This is a genomic window from Microbacterium sp. F2, from assembly GCF_052274505.1.
Lineage (GTDB): Bacteria > Actinomycetota > Actinomycetes > Actinomycetales > Microbacteriaceae > Microbacterium.
On sequence record NZ_JBNVBV010000007.1, the window covers coordinates 64,886 to 85,920 of the forward strand.

20 protein-coding genes are annotated in these 21,035 nt (G+C 66.8%); 15 read left to right on the forward strand and 5 right to left on the reverse strand.

The annotated features are described in order from the left end of the window. The first annotated feature begins 82 nt into the window (after positions 1–82). The 6 genes from purL to ACQVDU_RS12520 all read left to right on the forward strand — a co-directional run bounded on the left by purL (position 83) and on the right by ACQVDU_RS12520 (position 5,665). On the forward strand, positions 83–2,422 hold the full coding sequence (gene purL / locus ACQVDU_RS12495) for a phosphoribosylformylglycinamidine synthase subunit PurL (RefSeq protein ID WP_443477301.1): 2,340 nt from the start codon (positions 83–85) through the stop codon (positions 2,420–2,422). Positions 2,423–2,431: 9 nt separating this feature from the next. Then, complete coding sequence (locus ACQVDU_RS12500; protein WP_267189853.1) at positions 2,432–2,563, forward strand: hypothetical protein; 132 nt, start codon at positions 2,432–2,434, stop codon at positions 2,561–2,563. A gap of 57 nt (positions 2,564–2,620) precedes the next feature. Next, positions 2,621–3,526: a hypothetical protein gene (locus ACQVDU_RS12505; protein WP_443477302.1), complete on the forward strand. Its 906-nt coding sequence runs from the start codon at positions 2,621–2,623 to the stop codon at positions 3,524–3,526. Between the two features lie 116 nt (positions 3,527–3,642). Then, a complete protein-coding gene (locus ACQVDU_RS12510) occupies positions 3,643–4,023 on the forward strand; it encodes a GntR family transcriptional regulator (RefSeq protein WP_300590815.1) in 381 nt (126 codons plus the stop codon). Further along, a complete protein-coding gene (locus tag ACQVDU_RS12515) occupies positions 4,020–4,982 on the forward strand; it encodes an ABC transporter ATP-binding protein (RefSeq protein ID WP_300590816.1) in 963 nt (320 codons plus the stop codon). Before ACQVDU_RS12510 ends, ACQVDU_RS12515 begins: the two co-directional genes overlap by 4 nt. Then, positions 4,979–5,665, forward strand: coding sequence for a hypothetical protein (locus ACQVDU_RS12520; RefSeq protein WP_300590817.1), 687 nt, complete (start codon positions 4,979–4,981; stop codon positions 5,663–5,665). Before ACQVDU_RS12515 ends, ACQVDU_RS12520 begins: the two co-directional genes overlap by 4 nt. 79 nt (positions 5,666–5,744) lie before the next feature. Here ACQVDU_RS12520 and ACQVDU_RS12525 read toward each other — a convergent pair whose 3' ends face one another. Next, positions 5,745–6,044, reverse strand: a complete 300-nt coding sequence (locus ACQVDU_RS12525; RefSeq protein ID WP_300590818.1) for a chorismate mutase — start codon at positions 6,042–6,044, stop codon at positions 5,745–5,747. Between the two features lie 73 nt (positions 6,045–6,117). On the opposite strand from ACQVDU_RS12525, the gene ACQVDU_RS12530 reads away from it, so the two are divergent. Beyond that, a complete protein-coding gene (locus ACQVDU_RS12530) occupies positions 6,118–7,281 on the forward strand; it encodes an AI-2E family transporter (protein ID WP_443477303.1) in 1,164 nt (387 codons plus the stop codon). Here ACQVDU_RS12530 and ACQVDU_RS12535 read toward each other — a convergent pair. Then, the gene (locus ACQVDU_RS12535; RefSeq protein WP_443477304.1) at positions 7,278–8,822 is read right to left on the reverse strand and encodes a response regulator transcription factor; all 1,545 of its coding nucleotides are present in this window, start codon (positions 8,820–8,822) and stop codon (positions 7,278–7,280) included. The two genes, ACQVDU_RS12530 and ACQVDU_RS12535, sit on opposite strands and share 4 nt — an antisense overlap. Positions 8,823–9,064: 242 nt before the next feature. Between ACQVDU_RS12535 and ACQVDU_RS12540 the strand changes: the two genes are divergently transcribed. After that, entirely contained in the window at positions 9,065–9,463 is a 399-nt protein-coding gene (locus ACQVDU_RS12540) for a hypothetical protein (protein ID WP_292712753.1), read from the forward strand. Further along, a complete protein-coding gene (locus ACQVDU_RS12545) occupies positions 9,460–9,690 on the forward strand; it encodes a hypothetical protein (RefSeq protein WP_443477305.1) in 231 nt (76 codons plus the stop codon). The genes ACQVDU_RS12540 and ACQVDU_RS12545 overlap by 4 nt, the downstream gene beginning before the upstream one ends. Here ACQVDU_RS12545 and ACQVDU_RS12550 read toward each other — a convergent pair. The 3 genes from ACQVDU_RS12550 to ACQVDU_RS12560 all read right to left on the reverse strand — a co-directional run bounded on the left by ACQVDU_RS12550 (position 9,677) and on the right by ACQVDU_RS12560 (position 12,906). After that, complete coding sequence (locus ACQVDU_RS12550; RefSeq protein ID WP_443477306.1) at positions 9,677–10,513, reverse strand: CPBP family intramembrane glutamic endopeptidase; 837 nt, start codon at positions 10,511–10,513, stop codon at positions 9,677–9,679. The genes ACQVDU_RS12545 and ACQVDU_RS12550 overlap by 14 nt on opposite strands. 70 nt (positions 10,514–10,583) lie before the next feature. After that, on the reverse strand, positions 10,584–11,609 hold the full coding sequence (locus ACQVDU_RS12555; protein WP_443477307.1) for a lactonase family protein: 1,026 nt from the start codon (positions 11,607–11,609) through the stop codon (positions 10,584–10,586). A gap of 10 nt (positions 11,610–11,619) precedes the next feature. Next, positions 11,620–12,906: an adenylosuccinate synthase gene (locus tag ACQVDU_RS12560; RefSeq protein ID WP_443477308.1), complete on the reverse strand. Its 1,287-nt coding sequence runs from the start codon at positions 12,904–12,906 to the stop codon at positions 11,620–11,622. A 105-nt stretch (positions 12,907–13,011) separates the two neighbouring features. On the opposite strand from ACQVDU_RS12560, the gene ACQVDU_RS12565 reads away from it, so the two are divergent. The 6 genes from ACQVDU_RS12565 (at position 13,012) to ACQVDU_RS12590 (ending at position 21,034) form a co-directional block, all read left to right on the forward strand. After that, the gene (locus ACQVDU_RS12565) at positions 13,012–13,725 is read left to right on the forward strand and encodes a Pr6Pr family membrane protein (protein ID WP_443477309.1); all 714 of its coding nucleotides are present in this window, start codon (positions 13,012–13,014) and stop codon (positions 13,723–13,725) included. Positions 13,726–13,736: 11 nt separating this feature from the next. Then, a complete protein-coding gene (gene argG, locus ACQVDU_RS12570; protein ID WP_443477310.1) occupies positions 13,737–15,179 on the forward strand; it encodes an argininosuccinate synthase in 1,443 nt (480 codons plus the stop codon). A 78-nt stretch (positions 15,180–15,257) separates the two neighbouring features. Next, complete coding sequence (locus ACQVDU_RS12575) at positions 15,258–15,899, forward strand: TetR family transcriptional regulator (protein ID WP_443477311.1); 642 nt, start codon at positions 15,258–15,260, stop codon at positions 15,897–15,899. Further along, positions 15,889–16,539 carry a hypothetical protein gene (locus ACQVDU_RS12580; protein WP_443477312.1) on the forward strand — a complete coding sequence of 217 codons (651 nt, stop codon included), beginning with the start codon at positions 15,889–15,891 and terminating at the stop codon, positions 16,537–16,539. The genes ACQVDU_RS12575 and ACQVDU_RS12580 overlap by 11 nt, the downstream gene beginning before the upstream one ends. Beyond that, the gene (locus ACQVDU_RS12585) at positions 16,536–18,347 is read left to right on the forward strand and encodes a YhgE/Pip family protein (protein ID WP_443477313.1); all 1,812 of its coding nucleotides are present in this window, start codon (positions 16,536–16,538) and stop codon (positions 18,345–18,347) included. The genes ACQVDU_RS12580 and ACQVDU_RS12585 overlap by 4 nt, the downstream gene beginning before the upstream one ends. 95 nt (positions 18,348–18,442) lie before the next feature. After that, positions 18,443–21,034 carry a penicillin acylase family protein gene (locus ACQVDU_RS12590; RefSeq protein ID WP_300591809.1) on the forward strand — a complete coding sequence of 864 codons (2,592 nt, stop codon included), beginning with the start codon at positions 18,443–18,445 and terminating at the stop codon, positions 21,032–21,034. Position 21,035: the final 1 nt, after the last annotated feature.

Below are 21,035 nucleotides of genomic sequence, written 5' to 3' on the forward strand. Positions count from 1 at the left end.
CCGAAAGCGGCCGCCGCGTAGACTGGAGCGGCCCGCACGCTGGCGCCGGTCTCGGCATCCTCGACCACTGGAGTCCCACCCCGTGAGCACCCCGATCACTCCCGCCCGAGCAGCCGCCGACACCGTCGAGAACGCCGCAGCCACGCCCGAGCGCGAGCAGCCGTACGGCGCGCTCGGCCTGAAGGATGACGAGTACGCGCAGATCCGCGAGATTCTCGGCCGCCGACCCACGAGCGGTGAGCTGGCCATGTACTCCGTCATGTGGAGCGAGCACTGCTCCTACAAGTCCAGCAAGATCTATCTGCGCCGGTTCGGGCAGAAGGTCTCGGACGAGATGCGTGAGCGTCTCATGGTCGGGATGGGACAGAACGCCGGCGTCGTCGACATCGGCGAGGGCTGGGCCGTGACGTTCAAGGTCGAGTCGCACAACCACCCGAGCTACATCGAGCCGTTCCAGGGCGCCGCGACCGGCGTCGGCGGCATCGTCCGCGACATCATCTCGATGGGCGCACGCCCCGTCGCCGTCATGGACCAGCTGCGCTTCGGAGCGATTGACAACCCCGACACCGCCCGCGTCGTGCACGGCGTCGTCTCCGGTATCTCGTTCTACGGCAACTGCCTGGGCCTTCCGAACATCGGCGGCGAGACGGTGTTCGACTCCGTCTACCAAGGCAACCCGCTCGTCAACGCCCTCGCCGTGGGCGTGCTGCGCCACGAAGACCTCAAGCTCGCCAACGCCTCGGGTGCGGGCAACAAGGTCGTGCTGTTCGGTGCCCGCACCGGCGGCGACGGCATCGGCGGAGCATCCATCCTCGCCTCCGACACCTTCGCCGACGGCGGCCCGACCAAGCGCCCCGCGGTGCAGGTGGGCGACCCCTTCGCCGAGAAGGTGCTCATCGAGTGCTGCCTCGAGCTCTACAAGGCGGACCTCGTCGAGGCGATCCAAGACCTCGGCGCCGCCGGCATCTCGTGCGCCACGAGCGAGCTGGCCGCGAACGGCGGCAGCGGCATGCGCGTCGACCTCGAGCAGGTACTGCTGCGTGACCCGAGTCTGACTCCCGAAGAGATCCTCATGAGCGAGTCGCAGGAGCGGATGATGGCGATCGTCGCCCCCGAGAAGCTCGACGCGTTCCTCGAGGTCGTCGGCCGCTGGGAAGTCGAGACGAGCGTGCTCGGCGAGGTCACCGGAGACGGGCGCCTACAGATCTTCTGGCACGGCGAGCAGATTGTGGATGTCGACCCCTCCACCGTCGCGGTGGATGGCCCTGTGTATGAACGGCCCGTCGCCTACCCGGCCTGGATCGACGCCCTCCGCGACGACTCGGCAAGCGCGCTGCAGCGGCCGAGCGAGCCCGACGAGATGCGGGAGCAGTTCCTGGCGCTGGTCGCGAGCCCGAACCTCGCCGACACCTCCTGGATCACCAACCAGTACGACTACTACGTGCTCGGCAACACCGCCCTCTCGTTCCCCGACGATGCCGGCATGGTGCGGGTGGACGAGGAGTCGGGCCTCGGCTTCTCGATCGCGACCGACTGCAACGGCCGCTACTGCCAGCTCGACCCCTACCAGGGTGCACAGCTGGCGCTCGCCGAGGCCTACCGCAACGTCGCCGTCACGGGAGCCAAGCCCGTCGCGGTCACCGACTGCCTCAACTTCGGCAGCCCCGAGAATCCCGAGGTCATGTGGCAGTTCGGTCAGGCCGTCGATGGCCTCGCCGACGGATGCCTCGAGCTCGGCATCCCCGTCACCGGCGGCAATGTCTCCTTCTACAACCAGACCGGCGACCAGCCGATTTTCCCGACTCCCGTGGTGGGTGTGCTCGGCATCATCGATGACGTCGCGCGTCGCATCCCGTCGGGGTGGCAGGATGCCGGAGAGAACATCTACCTGCTCGGAGTCACCGCCAACGAGCTCAGCGGCTCGGCGTGGGCACAGACCGTGCACGACCACCTCGGCGGTCGGCCGCCGGCCGTCGACCTTGCCGCCGAGCGGCGCCTGGCCGACCTCCTGCACGCCGGAGCGCTACAGGGCCTGATCTCCAGCGCGCACGACCTCTCCAGCGGCGGTCTCGCGCAGGCTCTCGCCGAGTGCGTCATGCGCTTCGGCGTCGGCGCCCGCGTGTGGCTGAACGAGATCATCGAACGCGACGGCGTGGATGCGGCATCCGCCCTCTTCTCCGAGTCCACCGGTCGCGTCCTGGTGTCCGTCCCCCGCGAGGACGACGTGAAGTTCCGCGGCCTGTGCGAGGGGCGCGGCTACCCCGTGCTGCGGATCGGCGTGACCGATGCCCCCGGTGACGGCGCGGATCCGAGCCTCGAAGTCCAGGGCCTGTTCACGGTGTCGGCATCCGATCTGCGCGCAGCGTCGAGGGCCACGCTTCCCGCGGCGTTCGGTCCGACGATCACCGAGCCTGCCCTCTAGACTGATCGCATGTCCGACGACGACACCAACGTCTACAGCGAGACCCGACAGCGACGCATCAAGATCGTCGCGTGGGTCGTGATCGTTTCGCTGATTCTCGTGGGTGGTGGCGCCACCGTCCTCGCCCTGCTGTTCGGCTGAGCACTCTTCGGGCTTTCCCCCGTGTCCGGCGGGGGATAGCGCGAATAGCATGATGGCGTGGAACCGCTGTTCCAGTTCATCGGCAGCTACTGGTGGCTCGTCTTCCCCCTGATGGGCGTCATGGGGATGATCGGTAGCGCCTGGGAGCGCGGCGCCCGGCGCCGGCACAAGCGGCGGCTCGAGATCCTGCAGGCCAAGGGCGAGATCCGTGCGGCGCAAGCCGCGGCCCGTGGCCGCCCCCTGATCGGCGTCACGCTTCCCGGCGCCAAAGCACCGAAGGATCCTCTCGCGCAGCGGGTCGAAGACGCCGTCGCTGCCGGAATGGGCACGGCGCCACGAACCGCGACCGCATCGAGTTCGGCATCCGTCACGCCGCTTCAGAAGCTGCTGGCAGATCACGACGCGGTGACCAAACGCTGGCTCGAGTACGAACTGGACGTCGCCAAGATCATCGCCTACCCCGCCATGAGCGATGGCCGACAGCCGTTGACAGCAGCGTTTCTGCGCGCCAAGAAGGTTGCCGACCGACTCCGCCCCGACTCCGCGACCGCGAAGCTCTCGAGGGAACAGTTCACCGAGTACCGCACCGCCGTGACCGACTACGAGGTCGCGTTCGATCTGGCCGAACGCGAGGCTCGCCGCATCCGTGACTCGTCCTTCACCGCCGATGAGCGCAAGCGCCTGAGCACTGCGCAGCAACTGCTGAGCGTCGCGATCGATCAGGCTGCCACCCCCGCCGAGCGCCAGCTCGCGTACCGACGAGTACGCGAAGAGCTCGACGGCCTGCTCGCTCTCTCGGATGACGCGATCACGATCCTCGAAGAACGTGTGGCTCTCGAGCTTCCCGCGTCATCCCCGGCCACAACCCCCGTGGCGGAACCGCCCGCTTCGGCATCCGAGCGGGCGGCCGGCCCCGCATCTCCGGGCATTTGGCCCGTCCCCTCCCGCACCCCGCGCTCCTGAAACCAGCTCCAGACGAGCAGGCCCGGCGCCAAGCCGACGGATGCTGCGCTTGACGCATCCTGCGTTCTATGGTTACCTACTTGAGTAACTAACCGAAGAACACCACGGAGGCGCGGATGATCGAAGAAGGCAAGGCCCTCTTCCTGCAGATCGCGGAGAGCGTCGAGGACTCGATCGTTGACGGGAGCCTGGCCGAAGAGGCGCAGGCGCCCTCAACAAACGAACTCGCCGCCTTCTACCGGATCAACCCCGCCACGGCAGCGAAAGGAGTGACGATGCTCGTCGACAAGGGCGTGCTCTACAAGCGACGGGGCATCGGCATGTTCGTCGCCCCGGGTGCTCGCGAAAGCCTGCTCGCCGAACGGCGTGCGGCGTTCCGCGACCGCTACCTGACCCCCCTCTTGGCCGAAGCCCGCAAGCTCGGGCTCGGCTCCGAAGACCTCGCGCAGCTGCTCCGTGAGCACGCGCAGAACACGACAACGGAAGGCGACCAATGACTATCAACGATGTCGCACCCTCCGCGGGTGCCGGTGAGACGGTGATCGAGGTGAAGAACCTCACCAAGCGCTACCGCGATACTGTCGCGGTCGACGATGTGAGCTTCTCGATCCAGAAGGACACGATCTACGGTCTCCTCGGGCGCAACGGCGCGGGCAAGACCACCGTGATGTCGATCCTCACGGCTCAGAACTTCGCGACGTCGGGTGACGTGCGCGTGTTCGGCGAGCACCCCTACGAGAACGCTCGGGTGCTGCGCCGCATGTGCTTCGTCCGCGAGAGCCAGCGCTATCCCGATGACGCGAAGCCGATCCACGCGTTCGCGACGGCGAAGCTCTTCTTCCCCAACTGGAACCAGGAGCTCGCCGATCGCCTGATCGCCGACTTCCGCCTCCCTGTGCGCACCCGCATCAAGAAGCTCTCGCGCGGCCAGCTCTCGGCCGTCGGCGTGATCATCGGTCTGGCCTCGCGGGCCGAAGTGACCTTCTTTGACGAACCGTACCTGGGCCTGGACGCCGTCGCGCGTCAGATCTTCTACGACCGGCTCCTCGAGGACTACACCGAGCATCCCCGCACCGTCATCCTCTCGAGCCACCTCATCGATGAAGTCTCGAACCTCATCGAGCGGGTGCTCGTCATCGACCGGGGGCAGATCATCATGGATGCAGCCACCGACGACGTTCGCGATCAAGCCACCGCGATCGTGGGCGATGCCGCTGCCGTCGATGCCTTCGTCGCGGGACGCGAAGTGCTTCACCGCGAGAGCCTCGGACGGGTGGCATCCGTCACGATCGCGGGCGCACTGTCCGCAGATGAGCGCTCCCGCCTCACTGCTGCTGGCCTCGACATAGGTCCGGTGTCGCTGCAGCAGTTGATCGTCCGCACGACGCAGCACGCCGACGAGACGGATGCTGCGGCATCCGATACCCGCACCACCACGAAGGGAGGCCGGCGATGAACCGCATCGGAAATGTCGTTCGCATGCAGCTGGTCAACAGACAGACATTCATCTGGGTGCCGCTTCTCGTCCTGGGCGGCACGCTCGCGGTCACGCTCATGATCTGGGCGATGCTGCCTCCTGCGGCGGTGAAGTACGGCGGCGGTGCGCAGGCGCCGATGTGGTACTTCTTTGCCGTCGGCATCATGGGGATGACCCAGACCTTCCCGTTTTCGCAGGCGATGAGCGTCACGCGACGCGAGTTCTTCCTCGGATCGCTGTTGACCGCATCCCTGACCTCGGCAATCCTCACGGTGATCTTCGTCATCGGCGGGTTCATCGAGCAGGCGACCAACGGCTGGGGTGTCAACGGGTACTTCTTCTACCTCGACTGGATCTGGAGCTCGGGACCGGTCGTGGCAGCAGCGCTCATCCTGTTCATGACGATGACCTTCTTCGTCACCGGCTTCGCGATCGCCACGATCTACAAGCGGTTCGGCCCCACCATCCTGACGATCATCCTGGTGGGGTTGGGTCTTCTGCTGGTCGGCACGATGTGGCTCATCGGTCGGCTGAACGCCTGGGGACAGGTCTTCGGTTGGATCGTCACGCAGGGACCCGAGGGACTTGCGATTGGTTTGGTGATCACCCTGGTCGTCCTGTCGGGGATCGCCTACGGGCTTCTCCGCCGCGCCATCCCGTGACGGATGCCGCGAGGAAACGACACGGGGCTCCCGGCCGGCCGGCGGGGGCCCCGTGCGTGGCTACCTGGAGGTGAAAGACTCAGCGCCCGTCAGCGGCCTCAGTGTGGTGGCGAATCACTTCGGCGACGACGAACGAGAACCACTTCTGCGCGAACTCGGGGTCCAGATCCGCCTCTTCTGCGAGACGCCGAAGTCGGGCAACCTGCTGTTCTTCTCGCGTAGGGTCCGAGGCCGGCATCCCGTGCTCAGCCTTCAAGACACCCACCTGCTTGGTAGCGCGAAAACGCTCCGCGAGCATGAAGATCAGGGCGGCGTCGATGTTGTCGATAGTCGCGCGCAAACGCAGCAGGTCGGCAACTGGATCGGTCGGCTCGGTCATCCCCACTCCCTTCGGACTGTGTCGAGATTATCGCCTCCCTTACACGGCGACCGCCGACCCCTAGAGTGTGACCATGAGCGACGAGAGCCCGACCCCGTCATCCTCGGTGGCGCCCGACGGCGAGACCGCCGCCGAGACCGCTGGGTCCACCGACGACACCATCACCCCAGCGCCGCAACGGCGGTCGTTCTGGGTCGGCCTGAATCAGCCGTTCGCGGTCGGGTTCGCCGTCACTCTGGGAGCGCTGGCTGCCCTTCTGCTCGGACTTGCCGTGTCGAATCTCGCCACGGTCATCATCTACATCAGCTTCGCGCTGTTCGCCGCACTCGGGCTCGACCCCATCGTGCGCGCTCTCGAGCGCAAAGGCGTAGGCCGCGTCTGGGGGATGGTGATTGTCTACGTGGGCTTCCTGCTCGTCATAGCCGGCGTCATCCTGCTCATCATGCCGACGGTTGTAGCGCAGATCGCACAGTTCATCCGCGACATCCCCTCGATGATCAATGACTTCGAGAAGTCCGACTCGTTCGCATGGCTTCAGACGAACTTCGGCGACCAGATCGGCAGCATTCTCAAGGACGTCGAGACCTTTATCCTCAATCCCGCGAACATCGCATCGATCACTGGCGGCGTGCTGGCTGTCGGTGCGGGAATCGCGACGGCGATTTCGGGCATCATCATCGTGATCGTCCTCAGCCTCTACTTCCTCGCCTCGCTGAACACGATCAAGGCAAGCTTTGTGCGCCTGACCCCGGCGAAGTCCCGCGCGAAGGTGACGGAGATGACCGAGCAGATCACTGACGGCATCGGCGGCTACCTCATGGGGATGGTCATCCTCGCGTTCTTCAACTCTGTCGTGGCCTTCTTCCTTCACCTCTTCCTCGGGTTGCCGTTCCCCGCGCTGATGGCGGTCATCGCGTTCTGCATCACGCTGATCCCCCTGATCGGACCCGTGCTCTACTGGGGCATCGCGACGATCATCGCGCTGTTCACCGATCCGGTTGGTGCACTGATCTTCGCTGCCCTCTATCTGATCTACATGCAGCTTGAGGCATACGTCCTGACTCCCCGGGTCATGAACCGTGCAATCTCGGTTCCCGGTTCTCTTGTCGTGATCGGCGCGCTGGTCGGAGGCACGTTGCTGGGACTGCTCGGCGCGCTCGTCGCGATCCCGATCACCGCATCGATCCTGCTGATCATCAAGCAGGTCGTGATCCCCCGGCAGGACGCGAAGCTCTAAGCGGGGTGGCTCGTGCTCGCCCGCTCGAGCAGCCCGAGGCGATAGGCAGCGGGAACAGCGTGGTGGCGCGAGCTCACCCCGAGCTTGCGATAGATCGCCGAGAGCTGCGTCTTGACCGTACTCGGCGACACCGAGAGTGCCTTGGCCATGTCAGAGACTGACGCGTGCCTCTCGAGCGCCTTCAACACGATGGTCTCGCGCGGTGTCAACTGCGGCCGTTCCGCTATCACGAGAGCTGCTGATGCCTTTTCGACAGCAGCCTCGAACGCCGGACGGATGCTGCGCTCGGAGAGGTCGACCATCTGATCCATGAGCCACCCCGGCATGTGCGCGATGATCCGGACGAGCCCTGCGGCAACGACCATGCGACCGACGATTCCCCCCTCTCTCGCGGTCGGCAGGTTCCCGAGTACGGCATCCGCCCAGATGCGGACGAGCAGAGCCTCAGCCCTCTCGGCAAGGCTGCTCGTCGAGCGATCGAGAACGGCTGTAGCGAGCTCGCGTGCAGCGCCCGCGTCTCCGACGTACATGTGCATGTGCGCTGTCGCGAGAACGACGAGGGGACCCTGCGGCGCGTGCGTCAACACCTGACGGGCGCGGTCGGGCTCTGACAGCTGCAGATGAGCATGAGCCTTCATTGCGGCCACCACATCCTGGGCGAACAGACTGTTCCAGCCCGGGTGGGTCGCTTCGGCGAACTCGACGATCTCGAGCGCCCGCATGGGACTGCGTTCGAGCAGAGCGTGTCGCGCGCGAAGAAGAGCGGTTACCGGCCACAGATCATCCGAAGCTTCCACCTCCGGCCACTCCATCTCAGGGTCATGAGCGTCGAACCGTTCCACGAGCATCATCGCCTCGGCGAGCGCCTGCTCCTCACGCAGCGCCCGAGCCCAGCTGGGTGGAATCTCGCCGGCCACGCGATCGAAGCGGCGAAGCTGACGTCGCGCCTCCACGAGGTTTCCGCGCAGCGCATGCACCGTCGCGGATTTGGCCAGGATGCTGCGGTGGAGCGTCGCGCAGGAGTCGGCGAGCCGCGCAGCCACGGCGAAGTGGGCCAACGCAACCGCAGACGAGCCTGCGTGAAGATGGGCGATCGCCAGCTGTACCCGCAGCAGGGCACGCAGGAGCGGCGGTGACCCGGGAGCTTCGAGAGTCCCCTCGGTGTCGAGCCGCGTCAGCTCCGCCAACAGTCCCGCGATCTCCTCGGGACGCGCTCGGGAGCGACTCGCGCTGAGGGTGACGAGCATCGACTCCACGCGGACGGCATCGTGGGACTCAGGTGCACCGGGAGCGAGCTCCGGAACGCCCAGCAGGTCGGAACCCTGATGAGAACGCAGGACTACCCGAGCGGCGGCGACACGGACTGCCCAGACTCCGTCGTGGGGCGCCAGTGCAGCCAGTGCTCGGCTCGCCAGCCGCAGATCCTCGAACAACAGCCCCCAGAGGGCGAACTCGAGGATCGACTCGACGTCTTCAACCCGCTCGTCGTCGATCGCCGCACTCAGGTCGTAGCGCAGCTGGTCGTCGATGTGGCGGTGCATGGGTTCCTTATAACGAAGGCTGCCTGCACCCGCCAAAACCAGCCTAGTCTGTGGCGGAACCTGTGGCGGGTTCCGCACTAACTGAAGTCTACGGGCGGGTGAGACCAGGAGTATTCATGGACGATAGACGGTTGAATTACTCGATGTAGCTCATGCGCACATGGGCCCGACCCGAATAATCGAGGTGGGGGAACCGCGGGCATTCCGTGCCTGCGTCCGGTGTGTCGTCTGGGGGAAGGCCCGTGACCCGCAGTTCCGCTGCCGCTGTCGTGGCCGGCTGGATCCAGGCGATCAACGCTGCTGACCTTTCCGGCTTTCTGAGTGAGCTGGAAGAGGAGTGCATTCTCGTCGAGCCGCAGCACACCTATCTGGGCAAGGGCAACCTCGCCCGCTGGTTCGAGATGGTGGTACTGCACCGCTCATCCACGCTTCGACTCATCTCGACCCACGACGCCGAGCCCGATCACCTGCTCGCGTGGGCGGAGTGGCGGGCCACGAGCTTTCACGACGAAGTCACGGTCTGGACACCGCTTGCGGTGCTGACTGCGCGCGGACGAATCCGCGAGATCCACATCTCGCCCCCGATGCGCGTGCCCCTACCCGCTATCACCCCGCCCGAACCGGAGGAGAGCGCCGCATGAGAAACGCCCCTACGAGCAAGCAGTCGAGCGTCCGCCGCCCTGCGCCGCCGCCAAGCGGGCCGCGGTGGTGGCACTATCTGCTGGTCGGGCTGCTCGCAACCATCGCCATCGCCTTGGCCGGCGCCGCGCTCACCCAAGACCATTCGCCGCCGCAGCCCCGCGAACGTGTTGTGTCGCTCGGTCTGCCCGTCACAGGCCCGATACCCGACGCAGCTACACCGAGCTAGCGCGCTCCCGACTGCGGTCGCGCCAGAGGATGCCCGCAGCGATGACCCCCTGAACCATGACGACGGCGCTGATCGTGGCCGCAATAGTCCCGGCAGCTTGGTCGGATGCCGTGAGCAGGTCGAATCCCCCGTGCCAGATCAGCACGGGAACGATGCTCCATCCGGCGCCGCGGCCCATCCACGCGAGAAGGTACGAGCCCGTAATGAGGGCAAGCATCCAGCCGATGATTCCGGGGCCCATCTCGCGATAGGTCGGGTTGAAGACGAAGGCCGGGGCGTGCCACACGATCCACACACCGGCAACGATGAGCGCCGCCCAGAACGTGGAGAATCGCTCCGCGAGGTGCGGTAGCAACCAGCCCCGCCATCCCGCTTCCTCGCCGAGCCCGAAGGTGAGGATCCACACGACCGCGACGGCTGCCACGTTCCACCCCGGAAGCTTCTCGGTCAAACCGAACTGCGTCATATCGGGCCAGCCGCCCGTGACGATCGACGCGGTGAGGTAGCCGACGAGGAAATAGGCGACGGGCATCCCGATGGCCCACCACCACCAGACCCGGCGGAATCGCACCGAGAATGTTCGGTTCGCCCAAGCTCGCACCCCGCGCCATCCGCCGCTGAACAGGCTCGCAGCAACCGCGCCAGCGAGGGGCCCGAAGGAGCCCGCGAAGAAGACGAGGGGAACCGGTGGCAGTTCGGTCGCGCCCAGAGCAGCAACCGCCAGGGGCGCCCACACCAGCCAGGTGACCCCGAACGCGACGATCAGATAGACGACGATGCTTCCCCGGCGCCCGGCTACGGCGCTGTCGACGGCAGACGGCATCACGACCTCCGCGCGTCGCCGGTGACCGCTCGCCGGGGGCGAGCTCGGAGTCAGACCGCTGCGACGATTGTCACGGTAAGCGCAGGAGACAGGTCGGTGAAGGGACCTCGGTCCTTGTCGTGGTCCGGCCCGGGATGCCGCGAGCATCGAGCGGTAGCACTGCGACATCGTTCGATCGCTGACCCGCGACCAGCAATCCGTCAGCGACGACGACGTGGTGCCGCGGCCAGTCGACCCCGGCCTCCACGAGCGCAACCGGTGCAGTCGCCTCGCCCTCGCCGGTGACCCGCATCACGGCTATCGTGTTGCTTCCTCGCACACCGGCGTACAGGAGTGTGCCGTCTGACGATCGCGTCAGTTCCGCTGCCGTGTCACCGTCGAGCGTCCCGGCGCCCAGCGGTGTGCCGCCCACGACGTGCCATACTCCAGCGTCGTCCGGAGCCAGCACGAACAGCTCACACGAGAGCTCCGCGACGATGTACAGGTGGCCGCTGGGATGCAGAAGCCCGTGCCGCGGCCCGGATCCTCGGGGCAGCGTCACCTCCTGTATGAGTCGCGGCGCGCGCGAACCGGTGCGCCAGAACCTCACGAGGTCGAACCCCATGTCCGTCGTGGCTACAACACCCGGAGCCACGACGATCGACTGGTGGGCGTGCGAGACCCGCGGCTCGGGGTCGTAGCCGGCGTAGGGATCGGATGCGGCATCCGCCGTGACGGAACCGCGAATGCCACCGTCGGCGTCCAACTCGAGCTGCACCACCTGTCCGCCGCCCCAGCAGGTCACAAAGAGCCGATCGCGGCCGGCGAGGATGTGACAGGGTGCCGCACCGACGGGGCTCGGCTGCCCGAACGCGACCCACTGGTCTGGCCCCTGCTCCCGGAACGCCTGGACCGCTGCCGCGCCCTCGAGTGTCGCGTACACCACATCCAGCGTCGGATGCTTCGCCACCCACGACGGAGAGGGCGCAGCAGCCAGCGTCCCCCGCCAGCTGAGGGCACCAGCACTCGTCGAGTCGGCGTCCCCGGCGGTGAGCAGACCGATCCCGTCGGCAGTGCCGTCCATGTCGGCCGTGTAGCCGCCTACGAGAAGACGCACGCGACCGACCTCAGTCGACCAGGTCGTGGCGGACGATGACCGCGTCGCGACCAGGTCCGACACCGATCACAGAGATGCGCGTGCCGCTCATCTCCTCGAGGGCGAGCACGTAGTCCTGAGCTTCCAGCGGAAGATCCTCGAACGTGCGCGCCCCCGAGATGTCTTCGCTCCAGCCGGGCAAGTACTCCAGGACCGGGCGTGCGTGGTGGAAGTCCGACTGATTGTCGGGAATGTCGTCGAAGCGCGTCCCGTCGACGTCATACGCGACGCACACCGGGATCTGCTCGAGACCGGTCAGGATGTCGAGCTTGGTGAGCACGAGGTCGGTGATGCCGTTGATACGCGTGGCGTACCGCGTGATGGGCGCGTCGTACCAGCCCACGCGGCGCGGGCGCCCGGTCGTGGTGCCGAACTCGAAGCCCTGCTGGCGGATCCACTCGCCCTGCTCATCGAAGAGCTCGGTCGGGAACGGGCCGGAGCCGACACGAGTCGTATAGGCCTTGACGATGCCCACGATCCGGTCGAGACGATTCGGCCCGACGCCGGACCCCGTCGCCGCGCCCCCTGCGGTAGCCGAGGATGACGTGACGAACGGGTACGTGCCGTGGTCGACATCGAGCATCGTGGCCTGGCCGCCCTCGAAGACGACAAGTTCACCCGCGTCGAGCGCGTTGTTCAGCAGCAGCGAGGTGTCGGTCACCATCGGCCGAAGCCGTTCGGTGTACGAGAGCAGGTCTTCGACGATCTCGTCGACCTCGATCGCACGGCGGTTGTAGACCTTCACGAGCAGGTGGTTCTTCTGCTCGAGGGCACCCTCGACCTTCTGCCGCAGGATCTTCTCGTCGAACAGGTCCTGCATCCGGATGCCGACACGGTTGATCTTGTCGGCATATGCCGGACCGATACCGCGCCCCGTCGTTCCGATCTGGCGCTTGCCGAGGAAGCGCTCAGTGACCTTGTCGAGCGTGCGGTGATACTGCGTGATGACGTGCGCTGCCGAGCTGATCTTCAATCGCGACGTGTCGATGCCGCGAGCGCGCAGCGCCTCGAGCTCGCCGAAGAGGACCTCGAGGTCGACGACGACACCGTTCCCGATGACGGCGTTGACGCCGGGCGAGAGGATGCCGGAGGGCAGCAAGTGCAGGGCGTACTTCTCATCGCCGATCACGACGGTGTGGCCCGCGTTGTTGCCGCCGTTGAACTTGACGACCCAGTCGGTGCGATCACCGAGCAGATCGGTGGCCTTGCCTTTGCCTTCGTCGCCCCACTGCACTCCGATGATCACGATGCCTGGCATGACGAATTCCCCCGGGGTGACGTGAGCTGGTAGGTCTCGAGTCTATCGGCGCGTCGCATCGCGGCCCGAGACTGCTTTCGTGGTCGCGCTGGATATCGTGAGCGCATGCTGAGATCACGGGCCTGGGCGCTGACCTGGGCGGTGCTGCGACTGCTCGCCGCCATCGCAGGTGTGGCGGCGATCGTCGGCCAGTTGGTGCGCACGCTGAGTATCTCGGCGGGCAACGGTTGGCCACTCGGACTCACCGCCGTCGACTTCTTCAGCTTCTTCACGATCCTCTCCAACGTCGGGGCGGCAGTGGCTCTGACGATCGGGGCGATCCTGATCTGGCGGGGTGACCGCGTCGACCCCGCGTGGTTCGCCACGCTGCTGGCCGCGGTGTCGACCTACATGCTGATCACCGGGATCGTCTACAACGCGCTGCTGCGAAACATCCCGCTCCCCCAGGGATCGACAGTTCCGTGGTCGAACGAGATCCTGCACGTCTGGGCTCCCTTGTTCATCCTGCTCGACGTTCTGTTCGGCCCGCTGCGGCGCCGTCTTCCCTGGCGTGCGCTGTGGACGATCATCGCCTTCCCGATCGTCTGGGTGATCTACACGCTGGTGCGCGGGCCGCTGGTCACCGACTTCCGCACCGGCAATCCGTGGTGGTATCCCTACCCGTTCCTGAACCCCAACATCCAGCCCTGGGGCTACGGCGGAGTCGCACTCTATGTCGTCGGCATCGCCGCCGGCATCCTGCTCCTGGCGGCCGGTGTGATCTGGGTGGGTCGTCGGCGGGGTGCCGACGCCGCCGAGGCGGGCAGCGCCGCTCAGTAGACTGAGGTTCCATGTCGAAGGTCCTCCAGTCCCTGCCCATCGGCGAGCGCATCGGCATCGCCTTCTCGGGGGGTCTGGACACCTCCGTGGCCGTCGCGTGGATGCGAGACAAGGGTGCGGTGCCTTGCACCTACACGGGGGATCTCGGGCAGCCCGACGAAGATGACATCGCCGCCATTCCGGGCCGCGCGCTGACCTACGGCGCCGAGGTGTCGCGCCTTGTCGACTGCAAGACCGCGCTCGTCGAGGAGGGCTTCGCGGCCCTCTCGTGCGGTGCGTTCCACATCCGCTCGGGCGGCCGCACCTACTTCAACACCACACCGCTGGGTCGCGCCGTCACGGGAACGCTCCTCGTGCGCGCGATGAAAGAGGACGGTGTCGACATCTGGGGCGACGGGTCGACCTACAAGGGCAACGACATCGAGCGCTTCTACCGCTACGGCCTGCTCGCCAACCCCGCGCTGCGCATCTACAAGCCGTGGCTGGATGCCGAGTTCGTGCGCGAACTCGGTGGCCGCAAAGAGATGAGCGAGTGGCTCGTTGCGCACGGCTTCCCGTACCGTGACTCCGCCGAGAAGGCGTACTCGACGGATGCCAACATCTGGGGCGCGACGCACGAAGCCAAGACCCTGGAGCACCTCGACGTGTCGCTCGAGACCGTCGACCCGATCATGGGGGTGCGCTTCTGGGACCCCGAGGTCGAGATCGTGACCGAGGATGTCACCGTCACCTTCGAGGCTGGTCGCCCGGTCGCTCTCAACGGTACCGAGTACTCCGACCCGGTCGACCTGGTGTTCGAGGCCAACCGCATCGGCGGTCGACACGGCCTCGGGATGAGCGACCAGATCGAGAACCGCATCATCGAAGCGAAGTCCCGCGGAATCTATGAGGCTCCGGGAATGGCGCTGCTGTTCATCGCCTACGAGCGCCTCGTCAACGCAATTCTCAATGAAGACACCCTCGCGACATACCACGAGCAGGGCCGGCGCCTCGGCAGGCTCATGTACGAGGGCCGCTGGCTCGAGCCGCAGTCGATCATGCTGCGTGAGTCGATCCAGAAGTGGGTCGGTTCCACGATCACGGGGACCGTCACGCTCCGGCTGCGTCGCGGCGAGGACTACACCGTTCTCGACACCACCGCGCCGGTCATGTCCTACGGTCCCGAGAAGCTCTCGATGGAGCGCGTCGGCGACGCAGCCTTCGGGCCGGTGGATCGAATCGGCCAGCTCACGATGCGAAACCTCGACATCGCCGATTCCCGCACGCGACTCGAGCAGTACGCGAGCATGGGTCTTCTGGGAGGTCCCACGGGTGAGCTGATCGGTGCCCTCAAGCGTGGTGAGGCCGACGAGATCACCGAGCACGCAGCACCCTACGACCACGACCGCGAGGAGCTGGCTGAGGCGACGGATGCCGCGGGCGAAGCCGCAGCGTTCGACTTCGGCGCCGACTGAGAGGCGCAGCGGCGGTGGTGCCTGAGCATCCGCCGGTAAAAGTGCACATCGGTGTGCAAGTTATGCGATGATTGGCGCATGGCCCACACCCCCGCGCACGCCCTTCGTCGGGACGCCGTGCGCAACCGCGACGAGCTCCTCGCCTGCGCGCAACGTGAGATCGCCCGCGACCCGCGCGCATCGCTGGCCACGATCGCTCAGGCAGCAGGACTGACCCGCCGCGCACTTTACGGACACTTCTCCGACCGCGACACACTCGTACGTGCAGTCATCGAACGCGGTGCGGAACGGTTCAACGCGATAGCGAACGGCGTTGCCGCTGCAGAGCCGTTGGACGAGTTGACCGAGCTGACCACGCGGCTGTGGCACGAAGCGTCCCTGGTGCACGCCTCCGCGGCGATCGCCCTCGAGGAGCGCTACCTGTCACTGACTGCGGCATCCCTCGCGCCCCTGCGCGCGCGTCTCACAGCAATCGTCGAGGACGGCCAGCGCACCGGACAGATCCGGCGGGACATCAGCGCCGCCACCCTCACGCGCCTGATCGAAGAGACCGCCCGCACCCTCATCATCCGCTGGGACCAGCAGGATGCCGAGGTCACCGCTCACCTGCCGGTGCGCGCCGTGCTCAGCATCGCCGGGTTGTCTTGGCAGGACGTCGAGGCTCGACTCGCGAACGCGACCACGAGCGCCGCCACGAAGGAGGCATCCGGTGCACGTTGAACTCTCCGACGTCAGCAAGGGCCGCCGCGGGATTGCACTGCCGCACATGAGTCTGAGCTACGGCAACAGTGTCGCTCGACTCGCCATCGCCGAAACCGAACAGCGCCCCACCGTTCTCGGTCTTATCGCGGCGGGCAGGATGACACCCGACACCGGCACTGTCCGGATCGACGGTGTTTCGGACCGTGGCGCGCTGCGCCGACGAGTCGCGCTCGTCGACGCGCCGGACGTCAGCGATCCCGCGCCCAACATCACCGTATGGGGCATCGTCGCGGAGGAACTCATGTTCGCGGGTCAGCCTGCCTCACCTCGAGCAGTGAAGCAGTGGCTCGTGACACACGACGCTGCGGGTTTGTCCCGCTTGCCGATCGCCGATGTCGCGCCTGCCGATCGGCTCCGACTGCTGATGGAACTCGCGATCCTGCGGCCCGGCGTCGAAGGTCTCGTCGTCGTCTCGCCAGATCGCCACGGCGGCCATCCGGAGCGATGGTGGCAGATCGCCGTAGACTTCGCCGACCGCGGGACGAGCATTCTGGTGATAGCTGGAGCAGCCTCGGGGGCCGTACTTGCTGACATCGCTCCGCGTGCCGAGCTCGGCCCACCGGACGAGAGCGCGCTCTCCGAGGAGGATCAATCATGAAGGTTCCCGCCATGATCGCGGCGGAGCTTCGGCGACTGACCGCGACACGCATGTCGATCCTCGCCCTCGTGGCGCTCATGCTGGTGCCCGTGCTCTACGGAGGCGTCTACCTGTGGGCAAATCAAGACCCCTACGGCCGGCTCAGCGAGGTACCGGTTGCGCTCGTGAATCTCGATACGGGAGCTCAGAACGACGGCGCGAGCGTGAACTACGGCGATGAGGTCGCCGACAATCTCCTCCGTGACGGCAGCTTCGACTGGCAGTCGCTCGACGCCGGTGCTGCCGAGCAGGCTCTCACCGACGGATCCGTGGACTTCATCGTGACGATCCCGGCCGACTTCTCGAGGGCACTGGTGTCGACCTCGGGCAGCGATCCGCACCAGGCTCGCCTCGAACTCGAGACCAACGACGCCAACAACTACCTCGCCTCCACGATCGGCGACCAGGCGATCGAGAAGATCCGTGCGTCAGTGGCGCAACTTGTCGGACAAGAGGCGGCGTCGCGCTTGCTTTCGGGGATCGCCGACATCCGTTCGAACCTGCAGGATGCCGTCACCGGTGCGACGCAGCTGACCGACGGCACGGCGCAGGCATCCGACGGATCCGCGCGCCTCGCCGACGGGGCTGCCCAGCTCTCATCCGGGGTCACGCAACTCGCGGACGCCGCCCCGAGCCTGGCTGACGGTGCAGCGCAGGTCTCCCAGGGAACCGCGACACTGGCGGGGTACGCGGGCCGAGCCAGCGCCGCCAGCCAGCAGGCGGTCAACGCGCTCCCGGCGGTTCGCCAGGACATCATCGACGCGCTGACCGCCGAGGGCCTCACCCCTGCCGAGATCGATGCCGTACTCGCGCGCCTCGACCCGCTTGCCGGAGCCGTGCAGAACGCCAACGCGCAGGTGCAGAGCGCGGCATCATCCGTCGATGCTCTGGCAGCCGGCGCCGCGCAGGTGGCTGCCGGCGCACAGCAGCTCTCCGGCGGGCTCCAGGATGCCGCCAGCGGCGCGGTGCAGCTGGATGCCGCGTCCCAGACTCTGGCCGAGGGCCTGACCCAGCTCGACGAGGGAGCGGCAACGCTGCGCGACGGCCTTGCCTCGGGCGTCGCGCAGATTCCCGATTCGGATGCCGCACTTCGGGACGCGCAAGCGAAGACGATCGCCGATCCGGTCGCGGTGGAGACAGGCAAGGTCGCCGCAGCGGGAGACTACGGTGCGGGCCTTGCCCCATTCTTCGCAGCACTTGCCGGATGGATCGGCATCTACGCGCTCTTCCTGATCGTGAAGCCGATCTCGCGCCGCGCCGTGACAGCCCTGCACTCGCCGGTCAGGGTCACCCTCGCCGGATGGCTCACCCCGGGGCTGCTCGGCGGACTGCAGATGCTCGCGCTGTTCGGCATCCTCGCGGCAGCCCTCGGCTTCACGTTCTCGCACCCGCTGGCATCGCTCGGCGTGATGGTGTTCGCTTCACTCACCTACGCCGCGATCATCCTGGCACTGAACGTGTGGCTCGGTTCGGTCGGGCAGTTCCTGGGGCTCGTGCTGATGGTGCTGCAGCTGGTGACGGCCGGCGGAACCTTCCCGTGGCAAACGCTGCCCGAACCGCTGACGTGGCTGCACCACATCCTGCCCATGGGGTACGTCGTCGACGGGATGCGCCAACTCATGTACGGCGGCGACATTGCCCGCGTCGGCGCGGACCTCGGCATCCTGAGCCTGTGGTTGCTCGGAGCGTTGACGTTCGCGGCGATCGGGGTCGCTCGGATGACGCACGGGAGGACTCTGCGGGACCTCCAGCCGAGCCTCATCGGCTGACCCGAACGCGGCAGCGCGGGCTAGGATGACCACCTGACACGGGATCCCAGATCGACTGCGACCCCGTGTCCGCCCGGCTCCCCCGAGAGGCTTCAATGTCGAAGACCGTAGCCGCCGTTGTCGGCGATGCCCCCGAGGCGCCGACCCGCCCGCGCCTCGGCCGCCGCATCGGCCTCATCGCCTACAGCGTGTTCGTGGGGCTCGTCGTGCTCGCGCTTGTTGCCGCGGGAGTCGGCGTGTGGTTCGTGAATCGATCGTTCCCCCAGGCCGAGGGAACGATCGCTCTGGACGGACTGTCGGGCACCGTCACCGTGCAACGCTCCGAACTCGGCATCCCGACGATCACGGCGGGCTCCACCGACGACCTCTTCTTCGCGCAAGGGTACGTGCACGCCCAGGATCGCTTCTGGGAGATGGACTTCCGCCGCCACGTGACCAGTGGCCGCCTCTCAGAGCTGTTCGGTGAGTCCCAGGTCGGCACCGATGCGTTCCTGCGGACCCTCGGCTGGCGCACGATCGCCGAGCAGGAAGTGGCGGCGCTCGATGAGACGACCGTCTCGTACTACCAGGCCTACGCCGACGGAGTGAACGCGTATCTCGCGAACCGCGACGCGGCAGATGTTTCGCTGGAGTATGCAGTTCTGGGCCTGCAGAGTGCCGACTACGAGATCGAACCCTGGACTCCCGCCGACTCGGTGGCGTGGCTCAAGGCCATGGCCTGGGACCTCCGGTCGAACATCGAGACCGAAACCGAGCGGGCGCTGCTGGCCACCGACTACACCGACGAGGAGCTCCTCGAGCTCTACCCGCCGTACCCGTTCGACGAGAACCCGGTTATCGTCCCGCAGATCACGGACGTTCCGGCGGCTACCGAGCCAGCGCAAGCAGCTGCGGCCGGCATCCGCTGGAGCGAGGTGTCAGACGTCGTGAGCGCCGTCTCGACGCTGATCGGTGATGCGGGCGAGGGTATCGGTTCGAACTCCTGGGTCGTGGCGGGCCACTACACCGACACCGGGATGCCGCTGCTGGCCAACGACCCCCACCTCGGAGCCTCCCTACCGAGCGTCTGGTACCAGACCGGTCTGCGCTGCTCCGCCCCAAGCGACACGTGTCCGTTCGATGTCAGCGGCTTCAGCTTCTCGGGCGTGCCCGGCATCATCATCGGGCACAACGCGTCGATCGCCTGGGGTTTCACCAACCTCACGACAGATGTCGTCGACCTCTACATCGAGAAGCTCGACGGCGACCAGTACTGGCGAGACGGCGGGCTCGTCGACCTCGACACCCGCACCGAGACGCTGAAGGTGGCCGGGGGCGAGGATGTCGAGCTGACGATCCGCTCGACGGTGCACGGCCCGATCATTTCGGGTCTGACCCCGGACTTCGACGCGATCGCCGCCGACCCCGTGGTCGGCACAGCAGGCGCCGCAGCCACCCCGGCGGCTGAGCCCGACGGGGAGACCGCCGTCAGCATCCAGTGGACCGCACTGCAGCCGGGAACGACGGCTACTGCGATCTTCGAGCTGAACGCTGCCACGGATATTACCGGCTTCCGCGCAGCCGCCGAGAAGTTCGTCGTGCCGGCCCAGAACCTCATCTACGCGGATATCACCGGCAACATCGGCTACCAGACGCCGGGGCAGCTTCCGATTCGCGGCGCCGGCGACGGGTCGATGCCCCAGCCCGGGTGGGACTCGGCCTACGACTGGCAGGGTTACATCCCGTTCGCTGACCTGCCGGCGGCCTACAACCCGGACGCAGGCTACATCGTGACCGCAAACAACGCGATCGTCGACCAGAACTACCCCTACTTCCTCACGCGGGACTGGGACGACGGATGGCGCGCAGCCCGCATCGATGAACTGCTGCAGCGAGCCATCGCCGAGGGGCCCGTCACCGCCGAGGTGATGCGCGGCATCCAGGCCGACAACCAGTCCGAGATCGGCAAGACGCTCATCACCGCCTTCGAGAACCTTCGCACTGGTGACGAGGCAACGGATGCCGCACTCGACCTGCTGCGGCAGTGGGACGCCCAGAACGACGCCGACTCGTCGGCCGCCGCCTTCGCGAACGTCGTGTGGGACGAGCTCGCGCAGAACCTGTTCACCCGGGGACGCTCCGCGCCCGTGCCCCTGACGAGCCAGTCGCGGCAGTTCCTGGTGGTGCAGAACCTGCTCGCTGAGCCCGGCTCTGCCTGGTGGACGAACACGGAGATCGGCGTGTCGGGCCAGCGAGAGATGCTGGAAACCAGCGCACGAAGCGCCACCGAGATCCTCACCAGGGCGCAGGGATCGAATCCCCTGCAGTGGCGGTGGGGCACCCTGCACGCGATCACCCTCACCCACGAGACGTTCGGCACCTCGGGGATCGCACCGATCGAGGCGCTGTTCAACCGAGGCCCCTTCCCCGTCGGCGGCGGCTCCTCGGTGGTCAATGCGACGGGATGGCCGCTCGGTGAGGGCTTCGCGACGACGACGGTGCCGTCGATGCGAATGGTCGTCGATCTGAGTGATTTCGACGCGTCAGGCTGGAATCACCTGACCGGCGCCAGCGGTCACGCGTTCCACGAGAACTACACCGACCAGACAGAAACGTGGCAGGCGGCGGGACTCTCGCCCTGGGCTTTCTCTCCGGATGCCGTGACCGCTGCCACCGAGCACACCCTCACTCTCGAACCGGCGAACTGAC

Coding starts and splice junctions, on each gene's coding strand:
- ACQVDU_RS12500 (WP_267189853.1), top strand. CDS start 2,432: ATGTCCGACGACGACACCAACGTCTACAGCGAGACCCGACAGCGACGC.
- ACQVDU_RS12510 (WP_300590815.1), top strand. CDS start 3,643: ATGATCGAAGAAGGCAAGGCCCTCTTCCTGCAGATCGCGGAGAGCGTC.
- ACQVDU_RS12515 (WP_300590816.1), top strand. CDS start 4,020: ATGACTATCAACGATGTCGCACCCTCCGCGGGTGCCGGTGAGACGGTG.
- ACQVDU_RS12520 (WP_300590817.1), top strand. CDS start 4,979: ATGAACCGCATCGGAAATGTCGTTCGCATGCAGCTGGTCAACAGACAG.
- ACQVDU_RS12525 (WP_300590818.1), bottom strand. CDS start 6,044: ATGACCGAGCCGACCGATCCAGTTGCCGACCTGCTGCGTTTGCGCGCG.
- ACQVDU_RS12530 (WP_443477303.1), top strand. CDS start 6,118: ATGAGCGACGAGAGCCCGACCCCGTCATCCTCGGTGGCGCCCGACGGC.
- ACQVDU_RS12535 (WP_443477304.1), bottom strand. CDS start 8,822: ATGCACCGCCACATCGACGACCAGCTGCGCTACGACCTGAGTGCGGCG.
- ACQVDU_RS12545 (WP_443477305.1), top strand. CDS start 9,460: ATGAGAAACGCCCCTACGAGCAAGCAGTCGAGCGTCCGCCGCCCTGCG.
- ACQVDU_RS12550 (WP_443477306.1), bottom strand. CDS start 10,513: ATGCCGTCTGCCGTCGACAGCGCCGTAGCCGGGCGCCGGGGAAGCATC.
- ACQVDU_RS12560 (WP_443477308.1), bottom strand. CDS start 12,906: ATGCCAGGCATCGTGATCATCGGAGTGCAGTGGGGCGACGAAGGCAAA.
- ACQVDU_RS12565 (WP_443477309.1), top strand. CDS start 13,012: ATGCTGAGATCACGGGCCTGGGCGCTGACCTGGGCGGTGCTGCGACTG.
- argG (WP_443477310.1), top strand. CDS start 13,737: ATGTCGAAGGTCCTCCAGTCCCTGCCCATCGGCGAGCGCATCGGCATC.
- ACQVDU_RS12575 (WP_443477311.1), top strand. CDS start 15,258: ATGGCCCACACCCCCGCGCACGCCCTTCGTCGGGACGCCGTGCGCAAC.
- ACQVDU_RS12585 (WP_443477313.1), top strand. CDS start 16,536: ATGAAGGTTCCCGCCATGATCGCGGCGGAGCTTCGGCGACTGACCGCG.
- ACQVDU_RS12590 (WP_300591809.1), top strand. CDS start 18,443: ATGTCGAAGACCGTAGCCGCCGTTGTCGGCGATGCCCCCGAGGCGCCG.